Source organism: Niabella aurantiaca DSM 17617 (genome assembly GCF_000374125.1).
Classification (GTDB): domain Bacteria; phylum Bacteroidota; class Bacteroidia; order Chitinophagales; family Chitinophagaceae; genus Niabella; species Niabella aurantiaca.
Map to the genome: position 1 here is coordinate 320,908 of NZ_KB893626.1, position 14,332 is coordinate 335,239.

Annotated in this window: 12 protein-coding genes and 1 tRNA gene; 6 read left to right on the plus strand and 7 right to left on the minus strand. The window is 47.4% G+C overall.

Annotated elements, in window-relative coordinates; genetic code table 11:
• The first annotated feature begins 24 nt into the window (after positions 1 to 24).
• A complete protein-coding gene (uxuA, locus tag B160_RS0106360; protein WP_018627057.1) occupies positions 25 to 1,203 on the plus strand; it encodes a mannonate dehydratase in 1,179 nt (392 codons plus the stop codon).
• 19 nt (positions 1,204 to 1,222) lie between these two features.
• Here the strand turns inward: uxuA and B160_RS0106365 are convergent, their stop codons facing one another.
• The 3 genes from B160_RS0106365 to B160_RS0106375 form a co-directional block, all read right to left on the minus strand.
• Complete coding sequence (locus B160_RS0106365) at positions 1,223 to 1,831, minus strand: L-threonylcarbamoyladenylate synthase (protein WP_018627058.1); 609 nt, start codon at positions 1,829 to 1,831, stop codon at positions 1,223 to 1,225.
• A gap of 86 nt (positions 1,832 to 1,917) precedes the next feature.
• Complete coding sequence (locus B160_RS0106370) at positions 1,918 to 2,718, minus strand: class I SAM-dependent methyltransferase (RefSeq protein WP_018627059.1); 801 nt, start codon at positions 2,716 to 2,718, stop codon at positions 1,918 to 1,920.
• Positions 2,719 to 2,829: 111 nt separating this feature from the next.
• On the minus strand, positions 2,830 to 3,855 hold the full coding sequence (locus B160_RS0106375; RefSeq protein ID WP_018627060.1) for a 2-oxoacid:ferredoxin oxidoreductase subunit beta: 1,026 nt from the start codon (positions 3,853 to 3,855) through the stop codon (positions 2,830 to 2,832).
• A gap of 162 nt (positions 3,856 to 4,017) precedes the next feature.
• Between B160_RS0106375 and B160_RS0106380 the strand changes: the two genes are divergently transcribed.
• The 3 genes from B160_RS0106380 to B160_RS0106395 all read left to right on the plus strand — a co-directional run bounded on the left by B160_RS0106380 (position 4,018) and on the right by B160_RS0106395 (position 6,381).
• The gene (locus tag B160_RS0106380; RefSeq protein ID WP_018627061.1) at positions 4,018 to 4,404 is read left to right on the plus strand and encodes a c-type cytochrome; all 387 of its coding nucleotides are present in this window, start codon (positions 4,018 to 4,020) and stop codon (positions 4,402 to 4,404) included.
• 507 nt (positions 4,405 to 4,911) lie between these two features.
• Positions 4,912 to 5,538: a hypothetical protein gene (locus tag B160_RS0106390; RefSeq protein ID WP_157557933.1), complete on the plus strand. Its 627-nt coding sequence runs from the start codon at positions 4,912 to 4,914 to the stop codon at positions 5,536 to 5,538.
• A gap of 132 nt (positions 5,539 to 5,670) precedes the next feature.
• Positions 5,671 to 6,381 carry a 3-keto-disaccharide hydrolase gene (locus tag B160_RS0106395; RefSeq protein ID WP_018627064.1) on the plus strand — a complete coding sequence of 237 codons (711 nt, stop codon included), beginning with the start codon at positions 5,671 to 5,673 and terminating at the stop codon, positions 6,379 to 6,381.
• A gap of 246 nt (positions 6,382 to 6,627) precedes the next feature.
• Here B160_RS0106395 and B160_RS0106405 read toward each other — a convergent pair whose 3' ends face one another.
• The 4 genes from B160_RS0106405 to mfd form a co-directional block, all read right to left on the minus strand.
• Complete coding sequence (locus tag B160_RS0106405) at positions 6,628 to 7,689, minus strand: serine hydrolase domain-containing protein (protein WP_157557934.1); 1,062 nt, start codon at positions 7,687 to 7,689, stop codon at positions 6,628 to 6,630.
• A 741-nt stretch (positions 7,690 to 8,430) separates the two neighbouring features.
• Positions 8,431 to 9,231, minus strand: a complete 801-nt coding sequence (gene ubiG / locus B160_RS0106415; protein WP_018627068.1) for a bifunctional 2-polyprenyl-6-hydroxyphenol methylase/3-demethylubiquinol 3-O-methyltransferase UbiG — start codon at positions 9,229 to 9,231, stop codon at positions 8,431 to 8,433.
• A 187-nt stretch (positions 9,232 to 9,418) separates the two neighbouring features.
• A complete protein-coding gene (locus tag B160_RS32525; RefSeq protein ID WP_083927671.1) occupies positions 9,419 to 9,646 on the minus strand; it encodes an HNH endonuclease in 228 nt (75 codons plus the stop codon).
• A gap of 157 nt (positions 9,647 to 9,803) precedes the next feature.
• Entirely contained in the window at positions 9,804 to 13,184 is a 3,381-nt protein-coding gene (gene mfd, locus B160_RS0106420; RefSeq protein WP_018627069.1) for a transcription-repair coupling factor, read from the minus strand.
• 188 nt (positions 13,185 to 13,372) lie between these two features.
• Between mfd and B160_RS0106430 the strand changes: the two genes are divergently transcribed.
• Both B160_RS0106430 and B160_RS0106435 read left to right on the plus strand, forming a co-directional pair.
• Complete coding sequence (locus tag B160_RS0106430; protein ID WP_018627071.1) at positions 13,373 to 14,086, plus strand: ferredoxin--NADP reductase; 714 nt, start codon at positions 13,373 to 13,375, stop codon at positions 14,084 to 14,086.
• 93 nt (positions 14,087 to 14,179) lie between these two features.
• A tRNA-Arg gene (locus B160_RS0106435) sits at positions 14,180 to 14,251 on the plus strand.
• The last annotated feature ends 81 nt before the right edge of the window (positions 14,252 to 14,332 follow it).

Here is a 14,332-nt window from a genome sequence, read left to right on the forward strand (position 1 = left end):
TATTTTCTAAACGATAAAAAAAGCATGAAACAAGCACAATATGCCATGATCCATACCATGCGTTGGTACGGGCCAAAAGATCCTGTCAGTTTGAGTGATATAAAGCAATCCGGTGCTACCGGTGTGGTAACCGCCCTGCATCATATTCCGGTGGGGGAGATCTGGGAAACCGAAGAGATCAATAAACGGAAAAGTGAGGTGGAAGCTGCAGGATTGAGCTGGGAAGTGATCGAAAGCCTGCCCGTACACGAAGATATAAAAAAACAGACGGGCAATTTTGAACGGTATATCGAAAACTACAAGCAAAGCCTCCGGAATGTGGCGGCCTGTGGTCTGAAGGTGGTGACTTATAACTTTATGCCGATCCTGGACTGGATGCGGACGGATATCAACTATACCGTTGCGGACGGGAGCAAGGCGCTCCGTTTTGAAAAAGCGGCGTTCATTGCATTTGATGTGTTTTTGCTGAAACGCCCCGGGGCGGAAAATGACTATGCCGCCGCCGAACTGGAAAGTGCAAAAAGCCGTCTGGAGCAATTGAGCGAAGCAGACAAGGAAACCCTGTACCGCAATACGCTCCTGGGCTTGCCGGGAAGTGAAGAGCGGTTTACAGAGGAAGAGATCCTGAATGCGTTGAAGACCTATGAAGCGATTGATGCACAAAAGCTGAAGCAACATTTATTCTATTTCCTGCAGCAGGTGGTTCCCGTAGCAGAAGCCGCCGGTTTAAAAATGGCCATTCACCCGGATGATCCTCCCTTCCCCATCCTGGGATTGCCAAGGATCGTGAGCACCGAGGCTGATGCGCTGGAGCTGATCCGGGCAGCGCCATCCCCGGCCAACGGCTTGTGCTTCTGCACCGGTTCTTACGGCGTGCGTGCGGATAACGACCTGGCCGGCATGGTAGAGCGCCTGGGCGACCATATCCATTTCCTGCACCTGCGCAGCACAAAGCGGGATGAAGCCGGCAACTTTTTTGAAGCAGACCACCTCGATGGGGATGTGGATATGTATGCCGTAGTAAAAGCGATCGTAGCAACCATGCACCGCAGAGGGGTATCCATTCATATGCGCCCGGATCATGGCCACCAGATGCTGGACGACCTGAAGAAGACGACCTATCCCGGTTATTCGGCTATTGGCCGCCTGAGAGGGCTGGCCGAATTAAGAGGGCTGGAGCTGGGAATCCGGGGCGGTTTGTAACGCTCAAACCTGACAGGTCTTACTCTTCCCAATCGCCCAATCCTTTCCGGACCAGCACCATTTCTTCTCCTGTACAATCAATGATCGTGGAGGGAACCATACCGCCAATGCCACCGTCGATCACAATGTCTGCAAGATTCTGGTAATGCTCATGAATGATCTCGGGATCTGTATAATCTTCTACCAGCTCGCCGGGCAGGGTAGTGCTTAAAATGGGATGTCCCAGCTCGCGGATAAGTGCCTGGGTGATCTTGTTTTCCGGAACACGGATACCGACCGTGTTCTTTTTGCTGTGCAGGATCCTGGGCACCTGCTTGCTGGCCTCCAGGATAAAGGTGTAGGGTCCGGGAAGGTATTCCTTCAGCAGGCGGAAGGTGCTGTTGGAGATCTGTTTGGCAAAATCGCTCAAATGGCTCAGGTCTGCACAAACGAAAGAGAATTGTGCTTTTTTCGGGTCCACTTTTTTGATCCAGGCGATGCGCTCAATGGCCCTGGTCTGGAAAATGTCGCAGCCCAGGCCATAAATGGTATCGGTAGGATAAATGATGATCCCTCCTGTTCGCAGGCTGTCGGCTACCTGCCTGATCAAACGGGGCTGGGGATCTTTGGGATGGATGGAAATAAGCATACTGCAAATATCGGTCGATAAGTTAACAAGTTGATCAGTTTGCAGGTTTACAGAAGACCTTATTACCCCTTAAACATATTAACTTGTCAACGCTTCACCGCCATTAATGCAAATACCATGGGGATCTTGTTTCCCAGGTGTTGAATGCGGTATTTTTTTGGGGCTATTTCCTCCGTGTGCCGGAAGCAATTATAGGGTGAGTAATCAAACTCCTCAAACGCGGTAAGCTTAAGGCCATTGCGGAGGAGGCTGCTGAGGACCTCGGCGCTGCCGTGGTTCCACGTCACGTATTCCTGGTTCAGGTCCGCGTTACGGTCGGCATAAGTGCCGCTGTAGGTTTCGGTGATGGGCCCGGTATTAAAATAGTTATAGCCTATTTTATTAAACTCATCGTCAAACATCCAAACTACCGGGTGAAATTCGGCAAAAACAAACCGGCCTCCGGGTTTGAGAAAGGTTGCAATAACGGAAGCCCACCGGTCCAGGTCGGGCAACCAGCCAATGGTACCATAGCTGGTAAAAACGATGTCGAAGGTTTCGTTCAGATGATTGGGAAGGTCGTAAAGATCACAACAGATAAAGCGGATAGCTGTTTGCGTTTTGGCTGCCAGGTCATCGGCCGCTTCAATGGCTTTGTCCGACAGGTCGATGCCCGTAACCTGTGCGCCCATGCGGGCCAGAGAAATAGAGTCCAGCCCGAAATGACATTGCAGGTGCAGGATGCGTTTGCCGGCTATATTGCCCAGCAGGTTCAGCTCGATATCATTGAGCGATGAGGCCCCGTTTATGAAGCCCGCTACATCATAGAAATCAGATTCCAGGTGAAACCGCACCTTCTTATTCCAGGAGGCTTTATTAATGGCTAAGTAATCTTTTGCAGAATCCATCGTTTATGTTTTCTGATCTGTTATATTTCTTGCCGAACAGGATTGCCGGGCGATGAAGGGAGTGACACAACCGTTCCTGATAGCAATGCTGAAGCCCGGCACATAAAATCATTACTGTATGGTCCAGACTTCCTTACCACGCAACAGCGCATCCAGATTGGGCGCCTTGCGGGCTTTGGCATCCTCCAGCTGCAGGGCCATCATTTCCTCATAGCAGGGGCGATCTGTTTCATAGAACACTCCAAAGGGGCGGGGCAAATGGTCTTCCAGCGCCGGGTTGTCGAAAATGCGGGTGAGCAATTGCGCTTTAAAGATGTCCTTTTCATCATGTATCCACAGATCATCCGCGCTGTATCCTTCGCCCAGGGTTACCACCTGCGGTTTAAATCCATCCAGGCGGATGCCTTTTTTTCCTTCTGCTCCAAAGACCATGGGTTTACCGTGCTCTGCAAAAATGGTTTCTTCAGCTTTGGAGCTTTTTTCTGTAAAGATCTCGAAAGCACCATCATTGAAGATATTACAGTTCTGATAGATCTCCAGGAAGGAAGCGCCCTTATGCTGGTGCGTGCGGATCAGCATGGCCTGCAGATGCTTCGGATCCCGGTCCATGGTACGCGCTACAAAGCTGGCATCGGCGCCCAGTGCCAGGGCCAGGGGATTGAACGGATGGTCGATGCTGCCAAAAGGGGTGGATTTGGTGATCTTGTTCGCTTCTGATGTGGGTGAGTACTGGCCCTTGGTCAGTCCGTAGATCTGGTTGTTGAACAACAACACGTTTACATCAAAATTCCTTCTTAACAGATGAATGGTATGATTGCCGCCGATGCTGAGCGCGTCTCCATCACCGGTAACGATCCAGATGCTGAGCTCCGGGCGCGAAGCCTTCAGGCCCGATGCGATGGCCGTGGCGCGGCCGTGGATCGAGTGCATCCCATATGTATTCATATAATAAGGAAAGCGGCTGCTGCACCCGATACCGGAAATAAACACGATATTTTCTTTGGGGATACCCAAACCCGGCATCACCCGTTGCACCTGTGCCAATATAGAATAGTCGCCACAGCCGGGACACCAGCGTACTTCCTGGTCGGTTGCAAAATCCTTGGCTGTTAAGGCGGGAGTGATAACTTCAGACATGATCTTAAAAATAGGGTGCAAAGTTAATCATTCCGGTGGATTGAAACGGTTATTATAAAGAATGCTAACGACTGTTCATGACAGATGGGGCTGCTAAACCCTTGTTTCTGCTGATTTTTCCTAAATTGCGGGAAGTTGTCATTTATTTGTAAAACTTATTTTATGCGGTATAAAAAGATCTCCCTTGTCTTTACGCTCATCCTTTTGACCATTATGGTTGGCGCTTCCTATTCTTTTTACCGGCCGCCGCATAATTTAAAGGTATTGCCCCAGGATATTACGCATGAACGCCTGGACAGTATCATGGAATCGTTTAACAAAGCGCTGGGAGTTAAATGCAGTTTCTGCCATGCAAAGGGAAAGAACTCGGAGCGGCTGGATTTTGCATCCGATGAAAATCCAGCAAAAGAAGTGGCACGGAACATGCTCCGCATGACCATCGACATCAATAAAAATTATTTCCGCACAGATTCTGTGATCCACCCGGCATATTTGAACACGGTAACCTGCAATACCTGTCATAAGGGAGACGCTTACCCCGAGCAATAAAGATCCGGGAATAATGGCCTGAATGCTGATGGGGGGTGATCAGATCAGGCATCAGGAGAGCACCTGCGGACATTAGTAGCGAAAAACAATTTAAAAACGACACTGCGTAACCATATCCGATTGCGGAATTACTGATCCGCCAAAAAAGATAAGCAGCCATTTTTCTGTACCGGGTATTCCATTGCCTGCTTCTGTTGTTTTTGCTATGTGTACAAACGGGAGCAATAAAAAGACCGGATGTCATATAGATCTGCAAAACGCATCGGTACGAATATAAAAAAAACATAATGCATATTTGATATTTGTAACTACCTTTGTATTACAGAACGGATACTGCTCATGCAGCCTGGATGCACGCGCTTATGAGGGTTTTTTATGACCGGCAGGGGATGGATGGAAACGGATGTGTACGGTTTGTCCCCGGCGGACTGGCCACAGCGGCGTTGTGTGGCAGCACGGGGCGCATACGAGGGACGGGATCGGATTTTATCAATAACGCTAAAGCAAATGAAATATCAGCTTCGACTATTGCTTTTGCTGGGAATATTGTTTCCGGCAAATGGTAAAAGTGCCGGCAGGCCAATAGAATGTGGAGATAAGGCGCCTGCTTATTTTTCCGGTATTTTTTCAAACGTTGATAACGCTGTGCCTGGTTGGGTAACGGACCAGGCGGTATTTGAAAACATCCGGGCTACCCTGCATGATCATTCCCTTATTGTACACTGGATATCCCGGGCAGGGGAAAAAAGCAGTTGTTTTGAAGTGCAGGTATCGGAGGACAGCGTATGTTTTGCAAATATCGGTATCGTAAGATCCGGCACACCGGATGACAATGCTCCCGGTGCTACCCTGTATGAGCTTAAAGTGCCAACACGCAAATATGCCGTTTCAATAGGCGGTGCATTATTGGTTGCTGCCGCATTTTTCAGGATAAGCCGGAGGCGTATGGGGCTTGCATTATGCATCATGCTCACCTTGCTATCAGCCATTATCATTTGTTACCGCAGCAGTCAGATGATCGGGAGCTCCGGATCGATCCGCTTCGTGCGCATCGCGATAACGGATAAGAAAGGAGTGCGGTCTTATTCAGAAGTGGTAAAAGTGCATAAGGCATTAGCGGGCAAAATGAATTGAGGTCGGTGTTTCCCGAAGGGAATGCTGGGGATGGATTAGCGGAGTCTCCCGAAAGGGACTCCGCTAAGAAGAGATCCTGAAAGCAGTTGCCTAATTATAAAATAAACGATAACTTTCCTGAAACGAATAACGATGAAGCAGCTACCGACCTTCCTGTTCTTCTTGTTAACTCTAGCTACCTCCTGTACGGACCCCGGTCAGCACAACCGGTTAACAAAGGAAGAAAAGGAGCAGGGGTGGACATTGCTGTTTGACGGGAGATCTGCAAATGGCTGGCACCTGTATAATAAGACGGGCAGGACGTCCGGATGGATCGTTAAAGACGGCGCATTGGCGGTAGACACGGTAAATAAAACGGAAGTGAACGACCTGGTAAGCGACCGGGAGTTTGAAAACTTTGAGCTGCAGTTTGAATGGAAACTGGCAAAAAACGGGAACAGTGGCGTGTTTATCAATGTACTGGAGCGCCCGGATCTTACCACCGCATGGGCATCGGGCCCGGAATACCAGTTGCTTGATCCTGCGCATGCAGACAATGCCAACCCCGTAAAAAAGGCCGGCGCCCTCTTTGCACTGGATGCACAGGAAAACCCCGTGATGGCTAAACCTGGTGGTGAATGGAACCGGTCGCGTATAAAACAGGTAAACGGGAAGGTGGATTTTTACCTTAACGGCGTATTAACGGTGCGGGAAGATTTTATGGCTCCGGCATGGCAGGATTCTGTGGCCCGCACACATTTTAAGCGTTTTCCCGAGTTTGGCAGGCGTACCAGCGGCCATATTGCACTGCAGGACTGGGCCAGTGGCGTGGCGTTCCGGAATATAAAGATCCGGGAACTGTAAGTGAACCGGCAGAGGGAACGTCGTTGCTCACTGAATTTTTTGCCAAATCTCAGCGCCTGGCTTTTTCCCTGTCAGCGCCTCCAGTATATTCAATATAAATGCATGCCCTTCCCGGTGGCTGTCTTCGATGATCTGTTTAAGTGCCAGGTTGGATTGAAGAATGAATGTTGAGCCTTCCACAAATGTCCGATCGAAGACGTTTAGCCCGGATTTTGGCAATACCTTGTTAGCGGTTCGTTGTTTTTTTTAGTTTATTACTGCATTTATTTTAGCCCAAAGAGCATTATCAAACCCTGAGGTTGCAAAAGCAGGATTATTGGGATCGGCTGAATCGCCCATTCTTACAATTACCATTTTTTTGCTTGGGATGATGTAAAGTTTTTGGTCGGAAGCTCCCAATGCGGCAAACATATCCGAAGGTGCATTAGGAATTAAAGCTCCTTGAAAAACATCTTGCGAACCGGGTACCATATATTTTGATTTTCCGTTGAGCCACCATAAATAGCCATAAGATGGGTTTGTATTTTGTGAGGTATTGGTACTTTCGTTAAAATAATTTTCATTGACGATTTGTTCATCTTTCCATCTGCCTTTGCTCAGCGCCAAAAGTCCGAATCTTGCCATACTTCTGGTATTGCTGTGGTAAATTTTGAAGATGACGCCGAAATTCCAAAAACCTTCCATACCGATTTTGTTTTTTAGTTTTTCATTGAAATAGGTTTCAAAATCGCTGTTGGAGGCCTTTGCATCTACATCTATTAATAATTGAAAAACATTACTGTATGCCCATCTTGTTCCTGCATCTGCAACATAGGTGAGATTATTGTGTATTACTAATTGGCTTTCTGAACTTATTCCGGAAGTCATTGTGAGTAAGTTTCTTACAGTAATCATGTTTTCTTTTTCCAGGGGCATATTAGTCCAACCTGATTCTAAATAATCCGAAACCCTATTATTGATATTCAGCAAATTTTCTTGTTGTGCAATTCCCGTTGTTACAGATACTAATGTTTTACCTGCGCTATTCCATTCCCAATCTGTAGATGCGGTATGTCCATTGAAATACTCTTCCATAACAATTCTGCCGTTTACGAGTATCATAAACGATTTGGTGTTTTTTTGAGCGAGAAAAGTTTTCAGATCTTCAATGGCAGTTGTGTTCCAGCCCAATTGAGTAGCAGAAGTTGTTTCCCAGTCCGAACCCGTATTTGCAGGAAAATACATAGAAGTATCGGGTGTAATTGGTATGAGGTCGTCATTTTTTGTACAGCGGATCAATGACAACAGTACGAATAATAGTATGCTCATATTTTTCATAACTTGTGAATGTTATTTCAGACTTTGACTTCTGTTTTCTCTGAAAGTTGAATTTTAGAGTCGGAATTTATTCGTAGGGGCCTATCTACAATAACCGCTGGCGTTGAATCATTGGCGATGTGGCGGTATTTTCTGTTCCTTCTGCTTGGTACCGCTGCTGATTAAAGATACTATAAGGCAATCTTCTCGTTTTGATTCTTTATTGAATAATAAAGTATATCAGGGATGGCTCCGAAGTATTCGTGGTTGTTTTTCTTGGTCTTCTTTTTAATTAAATTGAGAAATCTGAATTTCATTTATGCTTATGTGGCATTGAATTAAATATGGCAGAAACCCGGCAAGAGTAGAATAAATCCGGACTTTTCTTACAAGGAGGTTGTTTAAACTTTTATAATCCTGCTAACCCCTCTGGCTTGATTAATTGTGAAACCATTCTTTTAACTTGTGGGCTTTATATAATTTTGCGCTGGCTGTGTCAGGGTCACTACACTTGCTGTCTTGTCGAAAGTCAAAATCGATGTCAATTATTCCCCTTTTTTTAATCCTCAATTCTGTCTTGATATTTTGGTTGGCGTGTCGGTTTTTACGCTTGCCTGTGACGGTTTGCAGATTTGCGATGGGCGGGCTTTTCAGCACAAATGTTGATATGAAGTACTGAACTTTCGACAACCACGAACCTGTCTGGGGAGCACGTCACCCCGCCTATTGCAGATGTGCTGTTAGCGGCTGTGATTATTTCTTTATCGCATATCCGCCATAAAGTATATTCATGTCGTTACTCTCAACCAGCCGGAAATTCTTTCCAAGATCAACAAAAGTCCATTCTCCTTTAGTCCGCCTTCTAAGAAAACTTAACATTTTGGGAATAGAAATATTCGGCTTAGAACCGACATGGTCTTTCCACTCCAATCCGCTTTTTGATAAAAGTTCTTTTATTTCATCCGGCTTGATAAACATTTTCCAAACATGCAGGTTGGGCGGCATGAATGCCCAGCGTTTCCATTCCTGCCATATTTTGATGGCTACCAGCTTGCTGATGAACGTGCGGTTCAATGTGTCATAGATGAAAACACCACCAGGTTTCAGCACTCTTGAAATTTCTGAAACCACTTTTGGCAAATCGCACACATGTTCTAAAACATCGCAACAGAATACAACGTCAAACGATTGATTGGGATAAGGAAGTTGTTCACCCGTGCCCTTCTCATATTTGATATTCAGTCCGCTGACTATTGCATGATTGGTAGCCGAGAGTATTGATTCTTCAGCAGGCTCAATGCCCGTAGTAGTAAATCCCATCTTGCAAATTTCTTCAGTCATTATTCCGCCTCCGCTGCCCACTTCAAGAGCGGTCTTTTCTTTGGGGTCTATATTCAGCTTCTTTAAAACACTACTCGCATAACTCACCCGCCATGGATTAATCGAAGTTTTCAGAAGATGCAATACAGAATCCGGCTTCCACCAGATATCGCCCTGTGTATTATAAACATCGTTATTAATCTGGCTATAAACCTTCTGAGCTATTTTTTCCATTTTTATACTTTTTTATAATGTTCAATCGCTTTTCCTTATTGCCGCTAACGGTCTGAGGCTTTGCGAGGGCGGGGATTTTCAACGAAGAGTTCCAACCGAAGCCGGGAACCCAAATATAACGAAAATATTTAAATTGAAACATGTTCGCCCCGCTCTTGCAAAACCCCTGTTAGCGGCTGCTGTGCTGTCATTCGTTGTTTGTTAATAATGATTTTAGTTCGTCGGTTGTCAAAGGCGGTTCTTGTTTATGTAACATCGAATGACAATTTGGGCAAACAGGAATTAAGTCGTTTATCGGGTCAAGTTGAGACGTTTTTCCGATTTGTGAAACTGGTGTCAAATGATGAACGTGTATAAACCCTTTTCCAATTTCTCCATATGTTTTCTCAAAGTCAAAACCACAAACCGCACAAATTGCTTTCCAATGTTTAACACAAAGCTAACAGCGAGTCCATGCAGGTGTGCATTGAAAATGGCAAAGGCAAAAAAGACGGGTATGTAAACCTGCCTGCCGGCGTTTTACAGGAGTTGAGGGCTTACTGTAGGGAATACGGACCGGAAACATCTTTGAGCTATGCTTCTACACAATACCCATGCATATCCTTTAAAAAATCATACAGCGATTTCATAGAAGGAATGGGTTCTGCAACCAGTAAAAACAGTCGTCCGGTTTGCTTTAAACGGGCCTTGTTGGTGCCGGTTTGTACGTATTGGATGATCTTCTGGAAGACGGCGGATTCAAAGTAAGGCGAGTCCGGGCGGTTGATGAAATGGCAGCGAAGGGTTTCATGCTTCAGGGTCATTTTTTCAAATCCCAGCTCCACAGCCAGCTTCCGGCATTTGATGGTTTCGAAGAGATCACTGACCGGTTCCGGTACCGGGCCAAAACGGTCCTGCAACTCCGTGTACATTTCGGCCAGTTCCGCTTCTGATTCACTATTGTCCAGGCGTTGGTACAGCGACAGGCGTTCTGTAATGCTCTCCACATAATCGTCGGGGATCAGGATCTCCAGGTCGGTATCAATGGTGCAGTCACTCACAAAATCGTCCTGCTTGCTGATCTCTTCCTTGAACAGTTCTTTGAACTGGGTGCGTTTTAGTTCGCGGATGGCCTCATCGAGGATCTTCTGGTAGGTTTCGAAGCCGATCTCTGCCATAAACCCGCTCTGTTCACCCCCCAACAGGTTGCCTGCCCCGCGGATGTCGAGGTCGCGCATGGCGATCTGGAAGCCACTGCCCAGTTCGCTGTGTTGTTCCAGTGTCTGCAGCCGTTTGCGCGAATCGGCGGGCAGGGTGCTCATCGGTGGTGCCAGCAGATAGCAGAACGCTTTTTTATTGCTCCGGCCCACACGCCCCCGCAGCTGGTGCAGGTCACTAAGGCCGAAATGATGGGCATTGTTGATGATGATGGTATTGACGTTGGGAATGTCGACCCCGCTTTCTACGATATTGGTGCATACCAGCACATCATAGCGGTGGTCGATAAAGTCGAGTATTTTTTCTTCCAGTTTGGCGCCCTCCATCTGTCCGTGTGCATAGCTGACGGACAGATCCGGGCAAAGCCCCTGGATCAGGGCCGCCATTTCACTAAGGCCGGCCACGCGGTTGTGAATAAAAAAGACCTGGCCGCCCCGTTCTGTTTCAAAATAAATGGCATCACGGATGGCGTCTTCGTTGTACACCTGTACTTCTGTTTGTATGGGCTGGCGGTTGGGAGGTGGGGTATTGATGATACTCAGGTCCCTGGCTCCCATGAGGGAGAACTGCAGGGTTCTGGGGATAGGCGTTGCGGTAAGGGTTAAGCAATCCACCGTGCTGCGCAGCACTTTTATCTTTTCCTTGTGGGCCACGCCAAATTTCTGTTCTTCATCGATCACCAGTATGCCCAGGTCTTTAAATGTTACTTCCTTTCCCAGGAGCCCATGGGTACCTACCAGGATGTCGATCTTTCCTTCGGCCAGTTTTTTCAGGGTTTCCTTTTTGTCTTTCGCCGATTTAAACCGGTTCAGAAAATCAACGGTCACCGGAAATTCTTTTAAACGGTCGCTAAAGGTTTTGTAGTGCTGGAACGCCAGTATGGTGGTGGGCACCAGTATGGCGGCCTGTTTTCCATCCACGCAGGTTTTAAAGGCCGCACGGATCGCGATCTCGGTTTTTCCAAAGCCCACGTCGCCGCATATCAGACGGTCCATGGGTGATTCGGATTCCATATCTTTTTTTACATCGGCAGAGGCCTTGCTTTGATCCGGGGTGTCCTCGTAAATAAAGGAAGCCTCCAGTTCCGTTTGCAGATAGTTATCCGGCGTATGCGCAAATCCTTTTTGTGCTTTTCGTTTTGCATATAATTTGATCAGGTCAAATGCGATCTCTTTAACCCGGGCTTTTGTCTTTTCCTTTAACCGCGTCCATGCATCGCTGCCCAGTTTGTTTACCCTGGGCACACTGCCGTCTTTTCCGGTGTATTTTGAGATTTTGTGCAGCGAATTGATATTCACATACAGCACATCCTTGTCCTTGTAAATGATGCGGACGGCTTCCTGTGTTTTTCCGTTCACGTCCATCTTCTGCAAACCGCTATACACGCCCACGCCGTGGTCGATGTGGGTTACAAAATCGCCGGGCTGCAGCTCCCTCAGGGTGCGCAGGGTGATGGCTTTATTCTTATTGTATGCCTGTTTTACCCGGTATTTGTGATAGCGCTGAAAGATCTCATGGTCGGTATAACAAACAATTTTCAGATCTTCGTCTGCAAAGCCCAGGTGTATAGCGGCGGAAACCGGATGGAACACCAGGCGGGCATCCTGGTCGTCAAAGATCGACTGGAGGCGCTGTAATTGCTTGGGATTCTCAGAAAAAATGTACAGGGCAAAACCGTTGGCTTCATGCGCCTTCAGGTCTTTGATCAGCAATTCGAATTGCCGGTTGAAGGCCGGCTGCTCGTTGGTATGGAATGCAAATTCCTTTGTAACCGGCCCGGACGCCTGCTCCAGGTGCACTACGGGCCTTGTTTCCAACGCAGCGGAGAAATCTTCTGCATTGATAAAGTCGCCGGTGCTGAGGTCTTTTTTTATCAATTTATCTTCTTCGCGGTTATCGGGGGGTGTGTCCGGCCGTTGTTGTTCCAGGAAGTGTTCCAGCTCTTCCGAATGTTCCTTTAAGCGTTCCGCACAAAGGGCGGCATCCTGTACCCAGATGGCTGTATTTTCCGGAAGAAAATCAAACAATGATACATGTTCTTCCCTGGCAAACTGTGCATCTACGTTGGGAATGATGGAAACCTGCAGCAGCTTGCGTTCGCTTAACTGGGTTTCGGGATCGATGATACGTATGGAATCGATATCGTTTCCGAAGAGCTCTATCCGGTAGGGTTTGTCATTGCCGAACGAATAAATATCCAGGATCCCTCCGCGCAGGGCAAACTGGCCCGGCTCATATACAAAATCGCTGCGTTCAAAACCGTACCGGTCCAGCTTTAACAATAGTTCTTCAACATTGAGCGGATCTGCGGTCTTCAGGTGAATGATGTTTTCCGCAAGGGTAGCGGACACCACCACTTTTTCAAAAATGGCATCTGCGTAGGTGACCAGCACTTTTTTATTTCCGCCCCCGGCAAGTTTGGTAAGGGCCTCTGTACGCAGCATTACATGTGATGCATTCAGCAGCCGGTAATTCCTGGTGGTCTTAAAGGAGGAAGGGAAGTAGAAAATATCCAGTGCCCCGGTGATATTTTCCAGGCTGTTCTGAAAATAGGCGGCATCTTCCGGCTCGTTGAGAATGATCAGGTGATTGAGTGCCGGCGTTTGTGCCATACAGGCTCCTACAATAAACTGGGAAGCGCTGCCCCGGACGCCGGAAAGCCCCAGCCGGGCGGGTTGAAGCATGGAAAGTTCGTTCGCTATTTGTAAACAGCGGGGGTCATTACCATAAAAATTCTTCAACACTTCCGTTTGCATCGGGGCGCAAAGATACGGCGAGTTTAAAAAAAATCCCAACGGGATTCGCTGCTGAAAATGCCGTTTGTCTTCAAATAATTGTAAACCAGGCAGTCCCGGGGCGGTGAAAAAGGATTGTGGCGTTGGTAATTCGTGCCCGTCAGCAAGGGTTTTACTGAAAATTCATTTATCTTACAAAGAAAAACGTTATGTCCCTCACTTGGCATACAGGAACGATTGTCAATATCATTGATGAGACCTATAATACCAAGCGGTATTTTATTCAGGTGGATGAAACGGACCGTTTTGATTTTACGGCCGGACAGTTTGTGACACTGGACCTCCCCATCCATGAAAAGCCCAATAAACGCTGGCGCAGTTATTCCATTGCCAGTGCCCCGGACGGCACGGCGGTGTATGAGCTGCTCATTGTATTGGTGGAAGATGGGCTGGGCACGCCGTATATGTTTCAAAACTGGGAAGTAGGCAGCAAGGTCACGTTTCGCGGGCCTTTGGGGGTGTTCACATTAAAAGAAGAGCAGTTACAACAGGAATTGTTCCTGGTATGTACAGGTACAGGGATCGCGCCTTTTAGAAGCATGCTGCACACGCTGGCATGGGAAAATGTGCCCCACAGGGATATTTATCTTATTTATGGCTGCCGTACGCAGCAGGACCTGCTGTATTATGAAGAAATGAAAAACCTGGAGCTGGAAGACTTTCACTATATCCCCACTTTGTCGCGGGAGGAGTGGGAAGGGAAAACGGGTTATGTGCATGCCATTTATGAGGAACACTCCGCTGGGAAAGCAGATGCGAGTTTTTTTCTCTGCGGCTGGAAGAATATGATCGATGAGGCCCGCCGCCGGATCGTGGAAATGGGGTTTGACAAAAAGGCGGTGCATTTTGAGCTGTACGGATAACCGCAACCGGGGAAATGTTCTCCTGCAGTTGTTGATCCGAATTTATTATATTTGCCACCCATTTTAACAGGACCGGGATCCCGGTTCATCCATGGCCCGGTAGTTCAATGGATAGAATAGGAGTTTCCTAAACTCTAGATACAAGTTCGATTCTTGTCCGGGCTACTTAACGAAATACAATGCCAAATGTATCTCGTCTATTTATGCCACTAACTGATGGAATGCCACTAAGTTATAGTTGAGCTG